The 21,901-nt window shown below is 59.4% G+C and carries 18 protein-coding genes; 5 read left to right on the top strand and 13 right to left on the bottom strand.

Translation table 11 applies throughout. The features are described from left to right. Nucleotides 1-5: 5 nt before the first annotated feature. The 10 genes from P5706_RS15165 to P5706_RS15120 all read right to left on the bottom strand — a co-directional run bounded on the left by P5706_RS15165 (nt 6) and on the right by P5706_RS15120 (nt 14,928). Nucleotides 6-1,130: a fimbrial protein gene (locus P5706_RS15165; RefSeq protein WP_285679774.1), complete on the bottom strand. Its 1,125-nt coding sequence runs from the start codon at nt 1,128-1,130 to the stop codon at nt 6-8. Then, nucleotides 1,127-3,712: a fimbria/pilus outer membrane usher protein gene (locus tag P5706_RS15160; protein ID WP_285679773.1), complete on the bottom strand. Its 2,586-nt coding sequence runs from the start codon at nt 3,710-3,712 to the stop codon at nt 1,127-1,129. The genes P5706_RS15165 and P5706_RS15160 overlap by 4 nt, the downstream gene beginning before the upstream one ends. Nucleotides 3,713-3,745: 33 nt before the next feature. Then, nucleotides 3,746-4,492 carry a fimbrial biogenesis chaperone gene (locus P5706_RS15155; protein ID WP_285679771.1) on the bottom strand — a complete coding sequence of 249 codons (747 nt, stop codon included), beginning with the start codon at nt 4,490-4,492 and terminating at the stop codon, nt 3,746-3,748. 72 nt (nt 4,493-4,564) lie between these two features. Then, nucleotides 4,565-5,113 (bottom strand): fimbrial protein, encoded by a 549-nt coding sequence (locus P5706_RS15150; RefSeq protein WP_285679768.1) that lies wholly within the window; start codon nt 5,111-5,113, stop codon nt 4,565-4,567. 284 nt (nt 5,114-5,397) lie between these two features. Beyond that, complete coding sequence (locus P5706_RS15145; RefSeq protein ID WP_285679766.1) at nt 5,398-7,695, bottom strand: ATP-binding protein; 2,298 nt, start codon at nt 7,693-7,695, stop codon at nt 5,398-5,400. Beyond that, nucleotides 7,695-10,043, bottom strand: coding sequence for an ATP-binding protein (locus tag P5706_RS15140; protein WP_285679764.1), 2,349 nt, complete (start codon nt 10,041-10,043; stop codon nt 7,695-7,697). The genes P5706_RS15145 and P5706_RS15140 overlap by 1 nt, the downstream gene beginning before the upstream one ends. A 38-nt stretch (nt 10,044-10,081) precedes the next feature. Beyond that, a complete protein-coding gene (locus tag P5706_RS15135; RefSeq protein WP_285679762.1) occupies nt 10,082-10,747 on the bottom strand; it encodes a response regulator transcription factor in 666 nt (221 codons plus the stop codon). Between the two features lie 134 nt (nt 10,748-10,881). Beyond that, nucleotides 10,882-11,547: a response regulator transcription factor gene (locus tag P5706_RS15130; protein WP_170037525.1), complete on the bottom strand. Its 666-nt coding sequence runs from the start codon at nt 11,545-11,547 to the stop codon at nt 10,882-10,884. Nucleotides 11,548-11,781: 234 nt separating this feature from the next. Further along, a complete protein-coding gene (locus tag P5706_RS15125; protein WP_285679757.1) occupies nt 11,782-13,119 on the bottom strand; it encodes an EAL domain-containing protein in 1,338 nt (445 codons plus the stop codon). Between the two features lie 90 nt (nt 13,120-13,209). Beyond that, entirely contained in the window at nt 13,210-14,928 is a 1,719-nt protein-coding gene (locus P5706_RS15120; protein ID WP_285679755.1) for a hydrogenase maturation protein, read from the bottom strand. A gap of 212 nt (nt 14,929-15,140) precedes the next feature. Between P5706_RS15120 and P5706_RS15115 the strand changes: the two genes are divergently transcribed. The 4 genes from P5706_RS15115 to P5706_RS15100 all read left to right on the top strand — a co-directional run bounded on the left by P5706_RS15115 (nt 15,141) and on the right by P5706_RS15100 (nt 17,511). Beyond that, nucleotides 15,141-15,758, top strand: a complete 618-nt coding sequence (locus P5706_RS15115) for a 2OG-Fe(II) oxygenase (protein WP_285679753.1) — start codon at nt 15,141-15,143, stop codon at nt 15,756-15,758. Further along, nucleotides 15,748-16,017, top strand: a complete 270-nt coding sequence (locus P5706_RS15110) for an Ada metal-binding domain-containing protein (protein WP_285679752.1) — start codon at nt 15,748-15,750, stop codon at nt 16,015-16,017. The genes P5706_RS15115 and P5706_RS15110 overlap by 11 nt, the downstream gene beginning before the upstream one ends. Beyond that, nucleotides 16,014-16,715, top strand: coding sequence for a 2OG-Fe(II) oxygenase (locus P5706_RS15105; RefSeq protein ID WP_285679751.1), 702 nt, complete (start codon nt 16,014-16,016; stop codon nt 16,713-16,715). Before P5706_RS15110 ends, P5706_RS15105 begins: the two co-directional genes overlap by 4 nt. Before the next feature lie 190 nt (nt 16,716-16,905). After that, a complete protein-coding gene (locus P5706_RS15100) occupies nt 16,906-17,511 on the top strand; it encodes a cysteine hydrolase family protein (protein ID WP_285679749.1) in 606 nt (201 codons plus the stop codon). Nucleotides 17,512-17,560: 49 nt separating this feature from the next. On the opposite strand, the gene P5706_RS15095 is transcribed toward P5706_RS15100, so the two are convergent. Then, nucleotides 17,561-17,953 carry a tautomerase family protein gene (locus tag P5706_RS15095; protein WP_285679746.1) on the bottom strand — a complete coding sequence of 131 codons (393 nt, stop codon included), beginning with the start codon at nt 17,951-17,953 and terminating at the stop codon, nt 17,561-17,563. Between the two features lie 180 nt (nt 17,954-18,133). Continuing rightward, the gene (locus tag P5706_RS15090; RefSeq protein ID WP_285679744.1) at nt 18,134-18,811 is read right to left on the bottom strand and encodes a nitroreductase; all 678 of its coding nucleotides are present in this window, start codon (nt 18,809-18,811) and stop codon (nt 18,134-18,136) included. Nucleotides 18,812-18,906: 95 nt separating this feature from the next. Here P5706_RS15090 and P5706_RS15085 point away from each other — a divergent pair, with 95 nt between their 5' ends. After that, nucleotides 18,907-19,806, top strand: a complete 900-nt coding sequence (locus P5706_RS15085; protein WP_285679742.1) for a LysR family transcriptional regulator — start codon at nt 18,907-18,909, stop codon at nt 19,804-19,806. On the opposite strand, the gene treS is transcribed toward P5706_RS15085, so the two are convergent. Next, a complete protein-coding gene (gene treS / locus P5706_RS15080) occupies nt 19,803-21,869 on the bottom strand; it encodes a maltose alpha-D-glucosyltransferase (protein ID WP_200432163.1) in 2,067 nt (688 codons plus the stop codon). The two genes, P5706_RS15085 and treS, sit on opposite strands and share 4 nt — an antisense overlap. Nucleotides 21,870-21,901 lie beyond the last annotated feature (32 nt).

Below are 21,901 nucleotides of genomic sequence, written 5' to 3'. Positions count from 1 at the left end.
CTCCATCACTGATAAATAATCGTAAACGTCGCCGACGCGTTGGCCGGCCCCGGCGTGACCTTGGACTGGGTTTGCAGATAACGGGCGCGCAACGGGATTGAATAGCTGCTTTCGGTCACTCGCAGGGCCAGGCCACTGTTTTGATTCGTCGCTAAAGGCAAGCCGATTCCGTTGGGGGTTGCGACCTGCACACCTACGCCTGTGGCGGCGGGTGCACTGCGGCCCGTTGTAGGGTCGAGGCTCAGTACGCCATTTCCGCCGTTGATCGCTGCCCGTGCTGGGTCGACGCGATATTGCAGGGTGTTATTGACCACGGTGCCAGGCGTGCTGCTGCCGGAGGGTGAATTGCCACTCTGGGAAATCCAACCGGGACCTGTGGTCCTGAAGGTCCCCGTAAACGCCGGGCAATCATTTAATCGAATGGCAAAATCGACCCAGGCGCTGGCAGTGTTTACTCCGGTAAACGTCTTGGTCTGATGTGTACCCATAGGTACGTTCACATCCGGCGTGCTGCAGGTGCGCGAGACAATCTGGATAGTGCCGGAGATACCCATTTTGAAGCCCAGCATTCTGGCGTCGCCAAAACTGCCAAATAGGCTCACGGTCGGCAACGTATTGCCCACCAACACGCCCGGTTCCACATCGCCCAGTTTGATTAATACCAATTCAAAATTGGAAGGTCCGTCAAACGGGACCAGGCACCGCCAGCCCGGCGTACACGAGGTCCAAATTTTGCTCGTTGCCCTTGGCAGAGGGCCGCCCGTGCTAGTGAAGGCGACCCCTAGTCCTTGAATGCTGGTTCTGTAGACTTTGTTGGCATACACCCCGCTGGTCACATTGGCCAGGCCATAGCCCGAATCAACCGTAAACTCGGTCGACTGTTCATATGGGGCATACAGGCACTCCAGCTTTACCGCCTGGCCCGCGGCCATGCTGAACTTCTGTCGATAAACTTCGGCGCCTACCGGCACATCGCGCCCGACGGTGATCGCCGATATTTGCAACGGCATGGAGCCATTCGCTGGCTGGATGCCATTCATGTAGGTGCACGTGACCGCCATGGCCGTGTTGGCTGCAGCCCACAACGCCATAACTGCCAATCCCGAGTTGATCAACGCCCTGATGTTCATAACGGTACCTTTTGCATAGTGTTGGGCCGCACGCGGTCAGCGACCTGTTTGCCTGCCGCACACACGGCGTCCAGCTGCTGCAACTGCTGGCCCTCGCCCGGGCCCGGTGGAATGACCAACGCACACTGCTGATGCGCTTTGCTGCCCCAGTTGATCAGCAACTGGCGGGTGTCCGGCTTGATGCGTGCGTAGAGCTGACCGCCCTGCCCGACCACGCCCACCGTGGCGCCTTCGCCGTCCGTTACGCCGGCACCGAACGGCAAACTGTTGCCATCGTCCAGGCGCACATTGAGCAGTACTGCCCGCCCCTGGTTGGTGGTGTATTTGAGGTGCACTACGGCGCCGGCACGCGGCGCGACCTGCTGGCTGGTTTCGTTGAATTCAACGTCCAGGGAACTGCCGATCGGGTCGATGGCGACCTCGTTCAATTCATAGGGGCGCAAATACGGCACCACGGCGTTACCGCTTGCATCAAGCCTCAGACCTGGATAGCCCGACACCTTGGCACCCTGCGCACCCGGCGCGCTGATCACCGCCATGGTCTCGCCGCGATAAGGCGTCATGGTCATACCGTCGGCATGGGCCACCAGCGTGCCGCTGGCACCCACGGAAGCACTGGTGTAGCCGTCGCCACGCCCCAGTGCGGCACTGAGCATCGACCGGGCGCCGGTGTACTGCCCATTAAGCGCCACACTCTTGGTATTGCTGCCACCGTCATGCCCGAAGGTTGCGCCGTAGCCGTACTGGCGATCGTCGCCCGCGGTGCCGCTGATGCCGGCCTGCTCGCTGTAGTTGCCGCGCGTGTCACGGCCAACCTGCGCCGTCACCTGTGGGCCATAACCAGACCCACCAAACTCCAGGGGCATGCTCATAGTCAGCAGGAAGCTGTTCTCCATATCGCCCAGGCCCATGCGGCTGCGATTGGCGTTCACGCTGAAACTCACGCGATTGAATTGCTTGCTGTAGCTGAACTGGTACTGCACATCACTGCCCGGCTGGTTCCAGTAATTCTGCGCATAGCCGCTGAGGGTCACTTGGCCCCAAGGCCCCAACGTCTGGTCTGCGGTGATGGACAGGCGGCTGCGCGGGCGCCCGAACATGCGGGTGTCCCAACCATTTTTCTCGGCATCCACCAGTTGCACGGCATTGCTGAAATCCAGGTAGTCACCGGTAGAAAAACGGTAAGCCGCCACCGAGAAGTTGCTGCCGGTACTGAGTACATTCTTGCTATAGGACACGCGCATGCTCTGCCCTTTGGCCGTCCCGGCAGCCAGCTCGGTCTGTGCGTGAGTCACGTCCACCGCCATGGCGCCGATGGGCGTGCCAAACGCCAGGCCCGTGAGCAGCGCCGTGTAGTGGTCGCTCGACTGCAGGCCACCGAAGCCTGTGAACGTGTTGTTCAGGCCGTACTGCAGCGTGCCTTGCAGCACGCGTGCCTGTTGGTCGACAAAGTTGTTGCGGGTTTCACCGGCGGTGAAGCTGAACCGCGAGGTACCGGGGCGCAACAACTGGCTGACCGAGGCATAGGGCACGATAAAGTTCTGTTCGGTGCCGTCTGCCTCGGCAACGCTCACGTTAAGGTCACCGCCGTAGCCGGTGGAGTACAGGTCATCGATCACGAAAGCACCCGGCGCTACGGTAGTCTCCAACAGGACGTTGCCGGCCTGGCGAATGGTCACGCGAGCGTTGGTGCGGGCAATGCCACGGATGACCGGGGCATAACCGCGCATGGAATCAGGCAGCATGCGGTCATCGCTGGCCAACTGCACGCCGCGAAACGACAAGGTGTCGAAGATCTCGCCGCTGGTGTTGGACTCCCCCACCGTCAACTGGCTTTTCAGCGCCGTCACATCACGTTGAGCGTAGGTGTCCAGAGCCTGGTACTTGTTGCCCTGGCGCGACTGCCAGCTCATCGACGCGTTGTGGCGCAAGCGCCAGTCGCCCAGGTTGAGACCGGCATTAAGGCCCATGAACGCCGAGTCATAGTCGCCCGTACGGGTGCGATTACGGTTGGCGTTGAAGGTATAACTGAGCATGCCGGCGGTTACACCGCGGTCCCATAACTCAGGGCTGACGTAACCCCGGGAATTACGCTTCAAGGCGGCCTGAGGAATGCTGAGGTCGAGCGCCTGGTTCTCCGGTGAAAAACTCGCACTGGCACGTTGGATCAAACTGCCCAAAGACACGCAGCCTGTGGTGTCCAGCGGTTCGGACAGCTTGGACATGTCCACGCCCTGACGTTCAAGCAACCCATGGTCCATGCACACCACCGGTTTGCTGCCGTCGGGCTGCGCTTCGATGCGGATGTCCTGGCGGCTGTTCAACTGGCCGTTGAGCAACACATCGGCGCGGTATTGCCCCGGCGTCACCGGATTGCCGGTCTGGTATTTATCAAGGTCGAGGTTACGCGAGTCCTCAGGCAGGAATGCGTCGTTGAACTGCACCTCTTGCGCCCATGCGCCCTGTATGCCCCATGCACCAGGCGCGATGGCCAGCACCTTGAATACCAAGGTAGTAAGCGGATTCAAGGCAAAGCGAGGCTGCGCCCGCAGGGCAAGCCTGGAGCTGGAAGAGGTTTGCATAATTAACTCGCGTGTAAAGACGTCAGGAGTTGATCAAGGCTTGAGTGCTTTCCGAGTCGGGATCAGCGCGCCGTAATCGTTGATGGCGTTGAACTCCACTTGGGCATCGGCGGCAGGCCGAGTCTTGAGAGTCGGCAGCGGGAAGTGTCGGGTTTCACCCGGAGCGACCATGCCGTCCTCACTGCGATCACGTACTGAGCCCGACACCAGTTCCAGTTCAACCAGCGACACGTAAAAGGCCGACGGGTTGAACGCCTGCAAGGCCAGGCCCAAGCCATCACGGCTGGAAACCACTTGCCATTGCACCTGTTCAATCGCTTCAGTGGCGGTTCCGGGCAACTCGGTGGGGCGATAGAACAGCTTGATTCGCGAGCGAAATGCCATTTGCAGGGTGTTAAGGTCCTCACCCGCCTCGGGCTTGGGCGGAATTTCCAGTACGTTCAGCCAGAACACCGACTCCTTGTCCGAGGCCAACGCCGCCCCCGTGAACAATACCCGCAGGCTTTGGCCTTTGGCCGGGTCGATACGTGCCACCGGCGGCGAAAGCAGAAACGGCGCCTTGGAACTGGTGGGCGTGGACTCGACACTGCCAGTATCGATCCAGGCTTGCATCAGCGCGGGCTGCGTGCCGTTGTTATTGAGTTTGACGGTGACTTCCTTCTGGCCAGCCGGGTAGATCACCCGCGTGCCGGTAATCACCACACCCGCAATGGCCTGGGCGCTTGCCAGGGCCATAAGGCTTGTCAGCAGCATCTGTTTAAGTGGAAGTTTGCAAAGCATGACAGTGTCCCATCGCCGCCAGAAAACACGCCCTTACCGACCACACAGGGCGTGTGTTCATTGGCGAACGACTTACTGATAATTAATGGAGTACGTCACGTTACTGATAACCGTCCCTGGCGTAGTTGCGGCCTGGGCGTAGTACTGAACGGCGTAAGGCAGGTCGGCACTCAGTGTTGTTGTATCGATGCTGATACGGCTGGTAGACGCCACTTGCCCGGTATCACCGGCTTTGATGGCTTTACCATTCGAGGCGTCAACCAATTGCAGTTGCGCCTTGGTGGCGGTGCCGCTCAAGTTCTTCAAGTTGCCGCTGGCCGGGTCCACCGAGCCACCTGCTTCAAAGAACGCAGAGGCGGTTTTAAGCGCCGCAGAGCACTTGCTCAGTTGAATGCTGAACCCGGTCTGGCCCGCCACTTGGCCCAGTGCAGCCAGCGAAGCGGTCGAAATCGTCGGCAGCGTGACGGTGCTGCCTGCTGAGCCTGCCGCACCATTGACTGCGACTTGGCAAGTTTCGGCTTTCAGTTCACCGTTGAAGTTGATAGTACCGTCCGACGCCATGGCGGCGGAGGTGGCAGTGGCGGCGACCAGTACAGCGAGGACGCGGGCTTTGTAATCCATGAATAACTCCAAGAGCGCAAGATGCTGAGAAGAGAGTGAGTTCCCTGTTGCAGGAGAACTGCTGTGTTGTTGCGGAGTTAAGTGTAAGGAAGTCACCGAGCTGCCCAAATAGGACTGCTCCGAAAAAGCAACTAAGCCCTGCAGATTTTAATTAATTAACTTGGTGATAGCGGCGCAATAAAATTTATCTACCGATGAGGTTTTTTTATTCCGCAGACAACTTTCTGGTCAATAGGAGTGCTCCTAAAAACAACGCCGTCGCCCCAACAAGTCAAGGGCAACACTCAAGCGCTTAATGCTGCCCACTGTTCAACCATACGGCTCAGATGACCGGCTATAACTGCAGTGGGCCACGCGGCTTCATCCTGCAACGCCACATCGACCCTGTCGGCCGTGGTCGCGATATCCATCCACCCCGCCGCTAACGCGACAGCCTGCAGGTTATGTGAGGCGTGCAACGCCAGGCCGCGATCACGCAGAGCCACCGCCTCAAGCAATTCGCCAAGCTGCTTGCGCAGTATTTCAGGCCCGCTGGTATCGTGCGCCGATGCGGGTTGCAGCAGATTGACCTCGCACCACAGCTCAATGGTTTCGCGCAGAAGGCCCTTGCCAATTGGCTTGCTCAGCGCGCCATCCATGCCCGCATCAAAGCAGCGCTCCAGTAGCTCATTGCCGGTAACCGATGAGATAGCGATGATCGGGCAATGTGGCCGCTGTTGTTGGTTCTGCACCTGCCGAAATTCGCCGGCCAGGTTATAGCCATCGCCTGCTGGCAGGTCGCAGTCGATCAGTATCAGATCAACCTTGTGTGTATTGAAAAACCTTAAACCCTGGTTGGCGTCGCCCATCGGCAATGGCTGGCAACCTAACGCATGCAGTTGCGTTACCAGCCCCTGCTGATCGATCCTGTTGGCTCCCACCACCAACACCCTCAAGCCCACAGGTTCATCGCGCGAAGGCATCGCCTGCGCGGGTGAATCAAGCGGCGCAGCCCATTCAACCGGCAACCTCACACCCACGCGGGTGCCTTTGCCCTGGAGGCTGCTGAGCGTCAACTCGCCCCGCATCAACTGCACTAGCCGCTGGCAGATCACCCACCCCAGCCCGTTACTGCCCCTGGCACGCGCGGATGCACTCAGCAATGAGGCGTGTGCCTGGTCGGGCAACCCGATCCCATTGTCGATGACCTCAATCATCAGTTGCTGATCGCCCTCAAGTACCTGAAGCCGAACCTCTACCTGGCCACTGTCGGAGAATTTGATGGCATTGACGATCAGGTTGCGCAAGACCTGCGCCACGCGCAGTTCATCTAGCAATAACGGGGCATGCAGGTGCTCACTCGTTACCGTCAGTTCAAGACCTTTTGCCTCGGCAGACGCGCGCTGGCTGTCCACCACGCGCTGGACCAGCGCGCCCAGGTCCACGGCCTCCACATTCAGCGTCAATTGCCCGGCCTCCATCCTGGAGATATCCAGCACATCGTCCACCAACCGCAACAGGGTATTGGCGCCGTCGTTCGCAAGGGCTGCAAAGTGATGTTGCTGTTCATCAAGTGCGGTGTGCTCCAGCAACTCAACAGCGGCCAGTATCGCGTTCATCGGCGAACGAACTTCGTGGCTCATAACCGCCAGGAACATCGCCTTCTCTCGTTCGTTATGGATGGCGCGCCGGCGTTGCACGCGGCTTTGCCACACCAGCGTGATGAGTATCAGCACGCTGCTGAGCAGCAACCACAACTCACTTTTGTAGTGATCAAGGATGGCCTTGATGGGCGGGATATCGAGGTTCATGTCCGCGAACCAGGCATCGTAGATCGCCTGGCGCTCATCGCCCGAGATGGACCCCAGTACCTTCTGCAAAATCGATAGCAAAATCACGTCGTTGTCGCGCACCGCCATGCTTACCCCGGTACGCTGCTCGGGCACCACACCGGAAACCTGCAGCACGCCCTGGTACTGACGAGACAGATACGGGATCAGCAACCACTCCGAGGCAATGGCGGCGTCCGCATCGCCGTCCTTGACCATTGCCATCATGTCGATCGCATTCTGCGCCGAAATGATCGTGATGCCCGGCACCCGCTCACGTAAAAACGCCGAATAGCCTTCACGCCCCAACATCACCAGGCGTTTGCCGGCGAGCTGGCCCAGTTCGGCAAACGGCTGATCGTCAAAACGGCTGATAAGGATGGTCGAACTGGTGTTGTAAGGCGCGGTATAGAGGACGCCGCGATCTTCTATAGGGTCGTCCGACCGGCGCCGGGTGGACAAGATATCCACCTCGCCACTGAGCAGCATGTCTTTGCGCGCACTGCGTGAGGTGGTCGGCACAGACTTGAAACGCAGCCCCGTGCGCCGTGCGATCAAGTCCAGGTACTTGGCCGACAGCCCTCGCAGTTCGCCACCGCTGATGTACTCAAAGGGCAACAGGTTATCGAACACCCCCACACGCAATACCGGGTGGGCTGCAATCCAATCGAGTTCCTGTGGTGTCAACGCCAACGCCAACGCCGGCGCGTTGGACTGCGCAACACACAGACCAATCTGGCCCATCAGCGCCAACACCGCCAACAAGCGCCACATCAAGGCAGCATCCGGTGCGAACGAGTGGCAGGCAGTGCATCAACCTGCATATCGTCGCCCAAGTCACGCCATTGCTGGAGCAACAACCGCAAAGCCTGCGCATACGCCGGGTCATCCCATCCCGTCTGCACGCGCAGCAGGTTCTGCAGGTTCTCGGCAGTCTCACCCATCGCCGACCATTCCATGATCAGCGCTGCGCCGTGCAAACGGTGGGTCACGTGCAGAGCGGATGAGCGATCGCACAGCGCTAACGCCTTGATCAGGCTGCCCAGGTCAGCGGCTACTTCGCGATTGATTCCGGCTTGGTCCAACACGGGAGCCATCAGGTTTAACCGAGGGTCTGCCAGTGTGACGTCGCACCAACGCTCAATCACCCCGCGCAATGGCTCCAGGCGAATAGGCTTGCTCAACACCGCGTCCATTCCCGCCGCCAGGCAGCGCTGAAGGTGTTGCTCGCCCGTGAGGGCAGAGATGGCAATGATCGGGCAACGCAGGCGGCCCACTTGCTGTTCGTGTGCGCGCAGCGCGTGGGTCAGGCTGTAGCCATCCTGGTCCGGCAGATCACAGTCCATCAGGACCAGGTCGTAACGGGTGTGCACAAACAAAGCGCGGGCTTGGGCGGCATCGCCGGCTATCACCGGCAGGCTGCCGAAGCTGTTGATTTGCGCGCCCAACACCTGCTGGTTCGCCCGGGTGTCCTCCACCACAAGAATGTGCAATGCCCTGCCCGCTTTTGCCGTTAATGGCACCTCTGGCGGTTGCGATGCACTGGGTTGCGGGGCGTATACCGCGGGCAAGCAGATCGTCACCGTGGTGCCTGTGCCCGGCGCGCTCCTGAGCGTCAACGTCCCGTGCATCAAGGTGACCAACTGCTGGCAGATCACCAGCCCCAACCCTGAGCCGCCCGCGCGTTTGTATGACTGGCTATGCTGCGCGTAGGGTCGAAACAACGACGCCTGCACCGCCGCCGAAATACCGATGCCGGTGTCGCGGACCTCGATCTGCAAGCGGCCGTTGCTCGCGTCCAGGCCAACTTGGCGCACGTCGATATCAATACTGCCCGCATCGGTAAACTTGATCGCATTTGAGAGCAGGTTATGCAGGATTTGCGTCAGGCGCGCACTGTCGAGTATCAACAGGGGCAACGCCTCTTGGATATGCGCATTCAGTTCCAGGCGTTTTTCCCTGGCCCGCAGGCGATGCAGCCCGACGACTGCCTGCACCAACGCTGTCACATCGGTCGACTCGACCTTCAGGCGTTTCGGCTTGACCTGCGACCCGGAGGTTTCAAGGACATCGTCCAGCAAATGCAGCATCGCGTCGGCACCACTATTTGCCAGCTGCGCAAAGTGGCGTTGTTGCTGATTGAGCCGTGTGTGCCCCAGTAACTCCATCGCCGCCAGCACTGCGTTCATGGGCGAACGTATTTGATGGTTCATGACCGCCAGAAACATGGATTTTTCTTGCTCGTTGCGCAACGCCCGCCGGCGCAACCGATGACCGCGATAGACCAGCGCGCACAAGCTGGCCAACGCCAACACGCCGAGGATGAACACATGCGCATAATGATTGAAGATGTTTGACAGGGACGGCACGTCCACTTCCAGGTCGTGATACCAATTCTCATAAATATCATTGCGCTGCTCCGCCGTTATGGAGCCCAGTACCTTTTCAAGTATGGAGCGCAGCATGACGTCATCAGCGCGCACGGCCATGCTTACATCCAGCATCTGGCTGCCGACCACGCCGGAAACTTCCAGCACGCCCTGGAATTGTCGATACAGGTAAGGCATTAAAAAGGTTTCCGAGGCCACTACCGCATCGGCCTTGCCCTCCTTCACCATGGTCAGCATCTGCAGAGCCGAGGTGCTTCTGATCAGATGGGACTTGGTCGCCTTGTCCCGGAATATCGTCTCGTAATATTCCACATCGGGAATCATCACGTTTTTGCCCTGTAGTTGTTCAAGGTCGAAGACACCCGGGCTGTCGACACGCGTGACGATGATCGGCGAGGTGGTGTGGTAAACCAGCGCAACAATGCCCTTGGTTGCAGGCTCAGAGCGAAAGCGCAAGTATGAGGACAGCAGGTCGACCTGACCTGCCAGCAGCATGTTTTCGCGTGCGGCCATTGTATTTCCGGGCACGTAGCTGAAACGAAGGCCCGTAGCGGCCGTCACGAACTGTAAATACTGCATGGACCGCCCGCGCAGTTCTCCACCGTTCATGTACTCGAACGGAATCAAGCCCTCCACCACCCCGACGCGCAGCACCGGGTGCAGCGCTATCCACTGCAGTTGCGCGTCGCTCAACGCGACAGAACCGGCCCAGGCGAGCGGCGAGCCCAGCATTATCAATGCCAGTAGCACTGCCTTGCACAACCCGATTGTCATGGCGTGCCGATGAGTTTATTCAGCTTGAACAGCTCGTTGTTCGAGGTGACCCCCAGCTTGCGAAACGCTGCGGTTTTCTGGGTGCTGATGGTTTTGATGCTGCGGTTGAATTTCTCGGCAATCTCACTCACCGTCATTCCCGCCAGGTAACAGCGAATGACTTCCTGCTCACGGCTGGTCAACTCCGCCTGCACCAACGCGTCAGGCGTATCGCCACGGGCTTGGCCAGTATCGCTGGTCACCGTCTCCGCCAGGCGGTAGGTCATGTCGGTACTCAGGTACACCGCACCCGCCGCCACCTTGCGGATGGCCTTGACCAACTGCGCCATTTCTTCACCCTTGCCGACAAAGCCACGGGCACCGACACGCATGGCCAGGCTGACCGTCGCCGGGTCGTGATGCGTGGACAAAACAAGGATATGACAGCTGGGAAATTTGACCCGCAAGGCGCGGATCAGTGAGACCCCGTCCAGCTCGTCAGGGTTCAGGGAGAAGTCCAGCAGCAGCAGGTCTGCTGGCGCCGAGGCGAGGCCGGCGATCAGGTCGCGGCTGCGCGCATAAATGCCAACCACTTCAAAGTTCGCCTCGGCCGCCAACGTGGCGGCTAGCCCGTGTCGAACAACTGCGTGATCATCCAGCAAAGCAATACGTATTGGTTTCATCGTGATCGACCCACTCGGCACAACGCTGTCGGAATACTGGGATACCCCACCGCTACAACGTTCAACCCGTCTTTGAGTATAAGCAAGGATCGGTAAATCACACCCCGCTAGTGCCTGGGTGTCGGGAACGAGGATCAAATACCATCAATAATGTGTTTGATCCTGAACAACTCATTGTTCGACACCACACCCAACTTGCGAAACGCCGAGGCTTTTTGTGAGCTGATGGTCTTGATGCTGCGATTGAATTTTTCGGCGATATCGGTAATGGTCATACCCGTCAAGTAACAGCGAATCACGTCCTGTTCACGCGCGGAAAGACTGACAAAACGCAAAGCTTCATCACGGTTTTGCTCGTCACCGATATGGTTCACCGCCGTCGCTTCAGCTACCCGGTAGGCCATGTCCGGGCTCAGGTAGACCTCCCCGGATGCCACCAACCGAACCGCACTGATCAACTGGTTGATATCTTCACCTTTGCCAAGAAACCCGCGCGCGCCGACACGCAGGGCCAGGATCACAGTGGCGGCATCGTGATGCGTGGAGAACATCAGAATGCGGCATTGCGGGTACTTCACTCGCAACGCACGAATCAACAAGATGCCGTCCAGTTCACTGGGCCCGAGCACAAAATCCAGCAACAGCACATCGGCGGGCAGCAACGCGAGCCCAGCCATCGCTTCACGGCTGCGGGCGTAGACACCCACCACCTCAAAATCAGGTTCCTGCTGCAATCGATTGATTAACCCGTGCCGCACGATTGCATGATCATCGAGCAAAGCGATTCTTAAGCATTTCATAACGTGGAAGGCACTCTTTATAACGAGCAAAAGGATGAGGCCTGCAACATTCTCATCTTTAGTAAGTTCTCGTCATCGCAGACGAACCTATAAAATCAACGGCATCCGTGATATTGAACAATCGCACATAACACACATAACAACAGCCAAACCCACTCAGTGACCGCTAGTTTTCAAACAGTGAGTGGATGCGAAAGTTAATGCACGGGCACTCATTCGGGTATCAGATCACTCCTAAAAGCGCCCAGCACCAGCACTATTTTCCCGCTGAATAACAAAGTTCAAGAAATCGTCCATTTCCATTGGGCGAGCCAACGCGTAACCCTGCCCCACTCGGCAACCCAAACGATAGAGCAACGCAATCGTCGACTCGTCTTCGATGCCCTCAGCCACCAAATTCAAACTGAGCAGTCGCGCCCAATTGACGATACCGGCAATGACTTTGCGTGAAGACGAGTGCTGTTCAACCCCACGCACAAACGATCCGTCAATTTTCATCTCATCAAACGAAAGGTTCGCCAACAGGTTCAACGTAGCCGCGCCCGTGCCGAAGTCGTCCATCGATACCTGGAACCCCTTGGCCCGAATCGCCGTCAACGAGGCGGACAGGTAGAGTTCATCCGGTTCGGGCACATCTTCTGTAAGTTCGATTTTCAGCAGCCGGTTCGGCAGGCCGGCCTGGCGCATCCGCGCGGCCAGGCGCTCGGAGAAGTCGGGGGTGCAAATGGTTTTTGCCGACGCGTTTACAGCAATGGGAATGCCGATATGTTCGCGTTTGAGCGCGAGCATGGCCTTGATCGTCCACATCTCCACCAGGCTGAACAGCAGCAGGTCCAGACCCAGGCGGTTGACCAAGGGCATCAATACCGAAGGAGGGATTTCCCCAAACCGTGGATGCTTCCAACGCACCAGCGCTTCGGCTCCCACGATACGCCGGCTCAGCAGCTCAAATTGCGGTTGGAACACAAAGCGCAAGCCCTCGCCTGTGGTCAGCGCGTTGATCACCTCATCTTCGGCCAAGTCATCGAACGTGTTCATGTTCAGCCTTGCGTCCGGCTGCGTACGCGTCAGCACGACCGCGCGCAACGCGTCGCCCAGCGCCAGGGTTGCGCCTTCGCGCAGGATTTGCACGGAGATCCCCGCCGTTCGCGCCAACCGCGCATGGGACTCCAGCGCACTGACCGCAACCCCGCCCATGTACTTGATCCAGAGCGGGCTTGCAGGCGTTTTACGGGTCACGTCGACCTCGCCCGCGGGCGCGTCCAAGGCCGTCTCTCCGGTCCAGAAGATGCAGGGCAACCGGGCCAGTGTGCCTGCTTCGTGCAGCCCCCTGAGCAGGCTCGGCAACATCAGCCCATCACCGCACTCTGGGCGAATTTCGCAGACAATGACGTCGATCGGGGACTCGCGCAGCCAAGCCTCAACGGCGCTCAAGGTGCCAATATTGGCGATCGGCGTAACCCCCATGCTGCTCAAGGCGAAGGCGAGCCGATGCGCACAGGCAGCATCGGATGCCAAAGTGACGACACGTAGCGCGCTGAACTCGTTGGGCACGACGGCATTTTGGATCATGACAAAAATTTCCTGAGATTGTTTCAGGAAAAAAGCTTATCAGCGCCAAAACAGAAACAAATAGGACTGGGACTAAAACCGCAGTACCGCTCAGTCAACCAGTTCGCCCTTACGCGCCAACGCCCACGGCGCAACCAACCGTTGCGGCGTCTGGCAGGCTTTACGCTTAAACACAAAGTTGCGGCACTTCTCGGCAAACTGCTGGCGGTTGTGCACCATGTCCAGTTCCATCTGGGCCAACTCGTTTTGGCGGCAGCGGTCCATTGGTTCAAGGTCGATAGTGGCTTTGCGCACGCGTTGCGCGGCGTATTTCTCATCGCTCAGCGCGCCTTGGGCCGCTTGCAGCAACCATGCACTGAACTCCTCCGGGCAACGTGGCCCAATGTCCTGCACCATGCCCCACTGCTGTGCCTGAATAGCGCTGATCGGCAGGCACTCTTCGGTGAGCTTATGGGCAATTTCACTGCCCACCGCGCGGGGCAGGCTGTAGGTCCAGTATTCGGAGCCATACAGCCCCATGCTCTTGTAATGCGGGTTAAGCACCACACCGGCGCGGGCGAAAACAATATCGGCCGCCAGGGCCAGCATCACACCGCCGGCACCGGCACTGCCAGTCAGGCCACTGACCACCAGTTGCCGGGCGGTCAGCAGTTCCTGGCACACATCATCGATCGCCTGGATATTCGCCCAAGCCTCCAGCCCCGGCACGGGTGCGGCCTGGATGACGTTGAGGTGTACGCCATTGGAAAAGCTGCCGCGCCCGCCTTTGATCAGCAGCACCTGGGTGTTCCGTGCCTTGGCCCAGCGCAGTGCAACGACCAGCCGCTGGCATTGTTCAGTGCTCATGGCGCCGTTGTAGAACTCGAAGGTCAATTCGCCGACAGGGCCGCATTCACGGTAGCGAATCGGTTGATAGGCCTGTGCATTGAAGGCTTGGTGGGCAATCGAGCTGTCCAGTACGGGCACACCCGCCAGGCGCCCGGCCAGTACGTGACGGGCCGGCAACTTAAAGGTTTCCTCGCCTGGCTGAGCCTTGCGTTTAAGTGAGCCGACCCACACGCTTTGATCGCCGGCCGCGACCAATACCGCATCATCCTGTACCGCAAGCATTTCACCCGGCAGGCCCCGGCGTGCATCCAGGTGCGCGTCGTACAGGTAATACTGCTCGCCGTGAATACTGGCCAATACACCCGGCTGGCCGTCGGCGGCGTCGATGCTGCGTTTGATGAAGCGTGCGCAGTCGTGCCAGCTGAAGGCACGGTCTACCTGCTTCATGTTCGGCTGCAAGCGCCCGATGACGCTGGGTTGCGTGTAATCCAGTGGCGCAGGGAGCACACCACGGGTGAATTTTTCCACCACCTCGCGGATGCAAGTGATCGCCGCATCACTCACCAGGCCGTTATACAACTCGGCCTTTCGCACCTCGGCGGGCATGTCGAATTCACAGGTTGACCACACCGGCCCCGCGTCCATCTCCTCCACCGCCTGCAATGCGGTGACGCCCCAGCGACGCGCCTGCTGGGTGATGGCCCAGTCCAGCGCGCTGGCGCCACGGTCACCGACAATCCCCGGATGAATGATCACCAGCGGGCGGTCGAGGTTGCTCCACAGTTGCTGCGGCACGCGGTCCTTGAGGAAAGGGCAGATCACCAGGTCGGCGTCGGATTCCTCGATTTGCCGGCACACCGAGGCTTCATCGGTGAACAGCACCACGCTAGGGTCAAACCCCGACTGGCGCAAGTCCAGCCAGGCCCGCTGGGTCAGACCGTTGAATGCTGAGGACAACAAGATGATCTTCAATGATCGCATGGCAGACTCTTCCTTGAGGTGCACGGCCACAGGCTCGCATTGAGCCGTCCCTGGCCTTTGATGGAAGCACAAGGTTAAAAGGCCTGCCAGGCGGGGCACATGATCGAGATCAATCTTCGGTCAGCCTGTGGGGAATTGCGTCGCAAGAACCGGAGTTTCAGCGACTTGGCGCCCGCCTACACTGGCGCAAATGCACAGTGACCGAGGTTTTGATGACCACACTTGCCGCCACCCTGGAACGCCTGGACTGGCAATCCATCGGCCTGGAACTCGACCGCGAAGGGTTTATCGTGCTTCCCGGCCTGTTCGGGCTTGAGGCTCCAGGTTTGTTCGGCAACCTTCTAAACAGCTTTTATCCGCCATTGGCACAGGTTTCCAACCAGTGGAATGACATCCTGCAACTGCCCTACCGCTTCCCTCCACAACTCACCGACTTTCACACGCAGTGCCGGGCCGTCGGCCAGCAACGAGAGCTGTCTCGGTTGACGTGCCTACATGAAGACGAACACCTGGCGCTGGGGCAGGATGCCGAGGGTGAGTACCTATTTCCGTTTCAACTGGTCGGCGTGCTGTCTGCTCCAGGCGAGGACTTCACCGGCGGTGAATTTATCCTCACCGAGCAACGCCCCAGAATGCAATCGCGGCCGATGGTGCTGCCGTTGCAGCGTGGCGACCTGGCCGTGATCACCACGGCGCACCGACCGTTCAAGGGCAGCAAGGGTTACTACCGGGTGAATATAAAACACGCGATCAGCCCGGTCCGAAGCGGCGAACGGCGCGGTTTTTTGCTCAGTTTTCACTTCGGCCCTGGGGCGCCCCATGACAGCTGAGCGTGTATGGCGGTTGTTGGGCAGCGATGGTCAACCCTACTCAAGCACCCAAGCCGGCACGCTGGGTGGCCATCGACGCGGCAAACGCTACGGCCTGCTGGATTGCCGCGCGGCGCTGCACGCCATCGCCCGTGGCGGCTATGTGCAGCACCGGGTGTTTTTCCTCAATCAAGCCAGCGCCATCGCTGCGGGCTATCGCCCTTGCGCCGTGTGCATGCCGGCCGAGTATCGCCTATGGAAACTTCAGCAGCCTTTATGAACACTCACCTGGAACACCTCGATTGGCCAACGATAGAAGCGGCCTTGATGAACGACGGTTTCGCGCTGTTGCCACGACTGTTGACTCGGCAAACGTGCCAGCAACTCGCGGCACTCTATGCCGATGAAACCCATTTCCGCAGCCGCATTGTCATGCAGCGCTACGCTTTCGGGCGCGGTGAATACCAATACTTTCGCTACCCGCTGCCGGCACTCGTCGACAGCCTGCGCTCGCGCCTGTACGAGCGCCTCGCACCGGTCGCCAACCGCTGGCACGCGGCGCTGAAGATCAATCAACGATTCCCCGACACCCATGTCGAGTTCAAAGCGATCTGTCACCAGGCCGGCCAATGCAGGCCCACGCCGCTGATGCTGCGTTATCGGCAAGATGACTACACCTGCCTGCATCAGGACTTGTATGGCGAGCAGGTGTTTCCGTTTCAGGTGGTGTTTCTGCTGGACCAGCCAGGTGTGGACTTCGAAGGCGGTGAGTTCGTCCTCACCCACTCCGGTTCCAGCAAAGCCGCACGGGCTGAGGTGGTCCCCCTTGAACAAGGCCAGGCACTGATCTTTGCCGTCAACAGCCGCCCGGCACGTTCCGCGCGTGGTTTTTGCAAAGTCAGCGTACGTCATGGTGTGAGCCGTCTGCATCGTGGAGAGCGCCATACGTTGGGGATCATTTTTCACGATGCCAAATGAATGCGGTCAACGGTCGGGATTCTGCTTTCATGTGGGAGCGGGCTTGCTCGCGAATACGGTGTGCCAGACACCTGGGTATTGACTGATCCATCGCATTCGCGGGCAAGCCCGCTCCCACACGATGCGTGCAGCCCTTGGATTTGGCGCCTATAACTGCTGTAGTGAAAAAACCACCTGACGGAGCCTCACTATGAACCCGACAAAAACCGCACTGGTCCTGATTGAATTCCAAAACGACTTCACCACTGCGGATGGCGTGTTTCACGACGCAGTCAAAGGCGTCATGCACAGCACCGACATGCTGGCGAACACTGCAACCACGGTTGAGCAAGCACGAAAACTCGGTGTGAAGATCATCCATATGCCGATCCAGTTCGCTGACGGCTACCCTGAGCTGACGCACCGTTCCTACGGCATTCTCAAGGGTGTGGCAGACGGCAGCGCCTTCCGCGCCGGCAGCTGGGGCGCCGAAATCACCGAAGCGCTGAGCCGTGAGCCGGCTGACATCCTGATCGAGGGCAAACGTGGCCTGGATGCGTTTGCCACCACCGGCCTTGACCTGGTGCTGCGCAACAACGGCATCCAGAACCTAGTCGTCGCAGGCTTTTTGACCAATTGCTGCGTCGAAGGCACGGTTCGATCGGGTTATGAGAAAGGCTACGACGTGGTGACGTTGACCGACTGCACCGCCACCTTCAGTGATGAGCAACAACAAGCCGCCGAGAATTTCACCCTGCCGATGTTCTCGCAAACGCTGAAACACACCCAGTTTCTACAAGCGTTGAACGCCCAATAAAAAAGGCGGCGACCCGTTCACGAGTCGCCGCCTTTTGTGCCTGTTGGCCTCACTCGGTCGGCGCGTACTGCATCTCACCGTTGCCAAACGACCAATCTTCGCGTTTTACATCAACAAGGCTGATCCACACATCTTCTTTGCGCAGCCCGGTTTTGGCGTGGATGCCCTCAGCGATAAATTTATAAAAAGCCTTTTTCACCTCGATGCTGCGCCCGGCACTCCAGGTCACCTGGATAAATACGATGTTCGGCGTGTAGGTAATCCCCAGATAACCCGCCGCCGGATACACCAGCTCATCCTTGGCGTGACGGTTGATGATCTGGAATTTGTCGTGCTCAGGCACGTTGGCCACGCTGGTCATGGCGGCATAGACCACATCGCCAATCGCAGCGGCGGTTTCAGTGGAAGTGTCGGCGGCCAGGTCGATTCGAACTAAAGGCATGGGAAATTCCTCGGCAGGTCAGTGGCCGGTGCTCAAACGTGGCCATTGGCACTACGCTAGCTCGAACATCAAAATACATCAAGCGCATATTTTTATATTTAATTATGCGAATTACGCATTTTAAATACTCTCCAGCACAAAGCCGTAATAAGCACGCATATGCCCCGTAAGAGCATGCATTCAGCTGTGCCGCACCACACTGTCTTGCAGCGCCACGCGCCCAACGTCGACAAAGTTCGAGGCCGAATGCGGGTCGGCATGCCCGAAGGAAATGCCGAACATTAGCTTCAATTCATCACTCACCCCCAGCACTTCCCGCACGGTTTCGGCGTACATACCCAACAGCGTCTGGGGAATCCCGCCCAGGCCGCGCGCCTGCAGCGACAGCAGGAAAGTCTGCGCATACATGCCGATATCGCCCGCCGCGCGCACGTAATCGCTGATCTTGGGCATGAACAGAAAGGCCACATGGGGCGCATCGAAAAAGGTCAGGTTGTGACGCAAGCAGGCGGCGCGGGCGGCATGGTCGTCACGGCCAATATCAATCGCCTCGTAGCGTGCGCGGCCACTCGCCTGCGCACGCTCGGCAAACACGCCGGTGTAGGCCGCCATATCGAACTCAAAATCCGGGGTGAAATGTTGGCGATCATCGGCTGCCAGCAATGCTGCAGAGAGACGCTCACGGGCCGCGCCGCTCACCACGTGCACCTGCCATGGCTGAGTGTTGCAGTTCGACGGGCTGTGCTGGGCATCCAGCAGGACACGATTGAGTTGATGCTCGCTCACGGGCGTCGGTAAAAACTGACGGGTAACACGGCGGCTGCGGGCGATGTCTTGGAAAATGTCTGGCGCGTTCATCGAAGCTCTCCTGGAAAAGGTGCTAGCTTATTCACCACGCTTATAAGGATAAATGCACCGATGATTGTCACATTCACAACCAAAAGTGATGACTGATGGACAAGTTTCGCGCCATGCAGGTGTTTGTCACCGCCACCGATGCCGGCTCCTTCGCCGCCGCTGCCAACCTGCTTCAGCTGTCGCCGCAAATGATCGCGCGCTACATCGAGCACCTCGAACAGCACCTGCAAGTGCGCCTGCTCAACCGCACCACCCGACGCCAGCAACTCACCGAGTTCGGCCGCGCGTACTACGCCCGTTGCGTGCGTGTGTTGGCCGATGTCGAAGCCGCTGATGCGCTGGCGCTGGACACCCATGCCCAGCCCATGGGCGCACTGAAGATCAGCGCACCGCAAAACTTTGGGGCGCAAAGCCTGATGCCAGTGATCAATCAGTTCCTGGCCGAGCACCCCTTGGTGGAGATCGACCTTGACCTCACGGACCGCTACGTCGACCTGATCGCCGAAGGCGTCGAAGCCGCCTTTCGGATTGGTGAGCCAGGTGTGGCCGACAGCACCAGCCTGGTGGTACGCCCATTGCGCCCCTACCAACTGCTGGTGTGCGCTTCCCCGGCTTACTTGCAGGCACACGGCACACCGGTGCATCCCAGTGATTTGTCCAGCCACGCGTGCCTGGGCTATGTGTTCACCGACCGGGTGATGGACAAAGAATGGGTGTTCACCCGCCACGGCAAAGCCTTTCCGGTATCGGTCGCCAGCCGTTTACGGGTCAACAGTGCCGATGCCCAACTCAAGGCCGCCATCGCCGGTTTCGGCATGGTGATGGCCGCCCTCGACCTGCTCGCCCCGGCGCTGGCCAGTGGGCAACTGGTGCGGGTGTTGCCCAACTATGAAGGGCCATCAAAACCCATGAGCCTGATCTATCCGGCAGACCGCCAGCGCACGGCGAAGCTGCGGCATTTTATCGATCAGGTCATGAACGCCTTCGGCCCCTAAAGCATCGGCGACAGGCTGACCACCCGCAGCGCCAGCCCCTCATACGCGTCCAACGTGATGGTGAACTCACCCTCAGCAGTAAGATCGCCCTCGACCCGCTCATTGATAATGTCCACCACCGGCCCTGGCGCAATGTCGGGCAGGTGCAGGGTTTCGGTCAGCGCGGTACTGCCGAAGTTGAGCGCGGTGATTTGCGTGCCCTTCCCGGCCGGCAACTCGTGAACCATGATCAGCAGCCCCGGATGCTCCACATCCGGCACCAGGATCTGGCGGCTGGCAGCGATTCCGTAGGCGTTGCGCACGGCGAGAATTTTCTGCAACTGGGACGCGAACGAGTCCGGGTCCTGCAACTGGCTGTTGAGGCTGCCGTAGAGGGTTTTCGCCCGTGGCATCTGGCCCGCGGACAGTTCGGCATCCGGGTTTAAATCCACCAGGTCATAGGCGCCGCGATGAATCCAGCGGGTGTCGCCATCGCCCATCAAGTGAGAAACTGCATCGGCCGCCAACGGCAACGCGCCGACCAAGTCCCAGCCGGACAAGGCAAACACCCCAGGCTGCATGGCGTTGTACATCACCAGCAGTACATGGATACGGCGGATCTGCTCGATATCGGCCGGCGTGATCGCCTCCAGGTCACGGATGCCCAAGGCTGCCGTGATGATGCTGGCGGTGGTGCAGGAAACCCCATTGGTGACGAATTTGAGGTTATACGGCGCATGCTCGCCGGCCAGGCGCTCATACATTTGCTCGCGGATATGCTCACGCAGGCTGTTGCCGGGGAACGTCTGGCCCTGGTAGAGGTAGCTGTCGTGGGCATGCAGGGTCCAGAAATGCACCAGTTCCAGGGTCAGTTCATCGTGGTTTTGCAGCGCATGAATCAAGGAGCCAGGGTCGATGCCCTGGCTGTGCATCTCGCGCAGCATCAGGCGCAAAAACTCGGTGTCGCCCATCAGCAACGCGTGCTGATACGCCGGGCGCGTGATGAAGTCATAGGACAGGTCGGCACCGCCATGGGACATGGCGGCGATATCGTCGACGGTGAGGTTCAACTCTTGAAAGCTGAAGCCGCCCGCCTTGCGAATCGCCCCGCCCAGCAACTGGTTACCGGTGATCGACAGTGGGTGGCTTTCCGACCAGGCGGTGCCGTCCAGCTTGCGTTCCACGCCGAGAAAGCCATTGGCGTCCAAGCGCAAGATCTTGGCGCCCATTACATCAATGGCATGCAGGGCGTCGCCGATGATCATCTGCTGCGCGGCGAACGAAGGGTCCAGCCAGTTCAGCGACGGCTGGCCTTCCTTGAAGTAATGCAGGTACACCCAGCGGCGCGGCTTGGCGTCCACGCCAATGACCACCGGGGTTGCGCTCCAGTCGGTTTCCTTGACGCCCGGCTCGAAGAAAATCACCCGCTGCAACTGGCCGACGATGTAATGCTTGTCGCGCAGTGCATCCACCTGCGCAGGGCTGAGGTTCTGCGCATCACGCCCTTCGGCGACGTCAGGTAACAGCGACCAGTCTTCCTCGCGGATCTCGACCATGTGGTAGAGCCCCGGATAGTCCTCATACGCCATCTCGGCCAGGCGGAAGTCCGCGCCCTTGCCGGTGTGGGATGGGATCACATCATCGATGATCACCGCATTGTGCGCGGCGGCCATGCGCGTCAGGGCCTGCAACTGCGCCTCGGTGCCCAGTTGCGGGTCGATCTCGAAGCTGATGCGGTCGAAATTGCCATCGATGGTCGGCGTATGCCGCGTACCGTCGAGCCCGCCGGACTTTTTCAACGGGCCGTTGTGAATGCCCTGGATGCCAATTTTCGACAACGCCTGCCACAGGCTTTCGTCGCCCAGGGCTTCGAGCACCGTGCCGTTTTCACGGGTCACAATCGAGGCCGGGTACGCGGTGAACCACACGGACGACAACGCTGAGGCATCACGCGGCCGGGTCTGCGCATACGGCTGCTGCCACAAACGCCCTTGCCCGCTATAGAGCTTGGCCCGCTGACGCGCCGCATTGAGCATGGATTGTTGCACCAGCCAGTTCACATGATCGTTATCCGCCGCCGTCATAAGCCTGTTTCCTCTTGCCGTGAAAAGGTGAT

This window comes from Pseudomonas sp. ChxA (assembly GCF_030263855.1).
Taxonomy (GTDB): domain Bacteria; phylum Pseudomonadota; class Gammaproteobacteria; order Pseudomonadales; family Pseudomonadaceae; genus Aquipseudomonas; species Aquipseudomonas fluorescens_CB.
Note: the sequence above shows the minus strand (reverse complement) of the source record. Positions and strands in the feature narration are given on the sequence as shown.

Coding starts and splice junctions, on each gene's coding strand:
- P5706_RS15145 (WP_285679766.1), bottom strand. CDS start 7,695: ATGTGGCGCTTGTTGGCGGTGTTGGCGCTGATGGGCCAGATTGGTCTG.
- P5706_RS15085 (WP_285679742.1), top strand. CDS start 18,907: ATGGACAAGTTTCGCGCCATGCAGGTGTTTGTCACCGCCACCGATGCC.
- P5706_RS15155 (WP_285679771.1), bottom strand. CDS start 4,492: ATGCTTTGCAAACTTCCACTTAAACAGATGCTGCTGACAAGCCTTATG.
- P5706_RS15160 (WP_285679773.1), bottom strand. CDS start 3,712: ATGCAAACCTCTTCCAGCTCCAGGCTTGCCCTGCGGGCGCAGCCTCGC.
- P5706_RS15135 (WP_285679762.1), bottom strand. CDS start 10,747: ATGAAACCAATACGTATTGCTTTGCTGGATGATCACGCAGTTGTTCGA.
- P5706_RS15105 (WP_285679751.1), top strand. CDS start 16,014: ATGAACACTCACCTGGAACACCTCGATTGGCCAACGATAGAAGCGGCC.
- P5706_RS15150 (WP_285679768.1), bottom strand. CDS start 5,113: ATGGATTACAAAGCCCGCGTCCTCGCTGTACTGGTCGCCGCCACTGCC.
- P5706_RS15130 (WP_170037525.1), bottom strand. CDS start 11,547: ATGAAATGCTTAAGAATCGCTTTGCTCGATGATCATGCAATCGTGCGG.
- P5706_RS15110 (WP_285679752.1), top strand. CDS start 15,748: ATGACAGCTGAGCGTGTATGGCGGTTGTTGGGCAGCGATGGTCAACCC.
- P5706_RS15100 (WP_285679749.1), top strand. CDS start 16,906: ATGAACCCGACAAAAACCGCACTGGTCCTGATTGAATTCCAAAACGAC.
- P5706_RS15120 (WP_285679755.1), bottom strand. CDS start 14,928: ATGCGATCATTGAAGATCATCTTGTTGTCCTCAGCATTCAACGGTCTG.
- P5706_RS15165 (WP_285679774.1), bottom strand. CDS start 1,130: ATGAACATCAGGGCGTTGATCAACTCGGGATTGGCAGTTATGGCGTTG.
- P5706_RS15090 (WP_285679744.1), bottom strand. CDS start 18,811: ATGAACGCGCCAGACATTTTCCAAGACATCGCCCGCAGCCGCCGTGTT.
- P5706_RS15125 (WP_285679757.1), bottom strand. CDS start 13,119: ATGATCCAAAATGCCGTCGTGCCCAACGAGTTCAGCGCGCTACGTGTC.
- P5706_RS15095 (WP_285679746.1), bottom strand. CDS start 17,953: ATGCCTTTAGTTCGAATCGACCTGGCCGCCGACACTTCCACTGAAACC.
- treS (WP_200432163.1), bottom strand. CDS start 21,869: ATGACGGCGGCGGATAACGATCATGTGAACTGGCTGGTGCAACAATCC.
- P5706_RS15140 (WP_285679764.1), bottom strand. CDS start 10,043: ATGCTGGGCTCGCCGCTCGCCTGGGCCGGTTCTGTCGCGTTGAGCGAC.
- P5706_RS15115 (WP_285679753.1), top strand. CDS start 15,141: ATGACCACACTTGCCGCCACCCTGGAACGCCTGGACTGGCAATCCATC.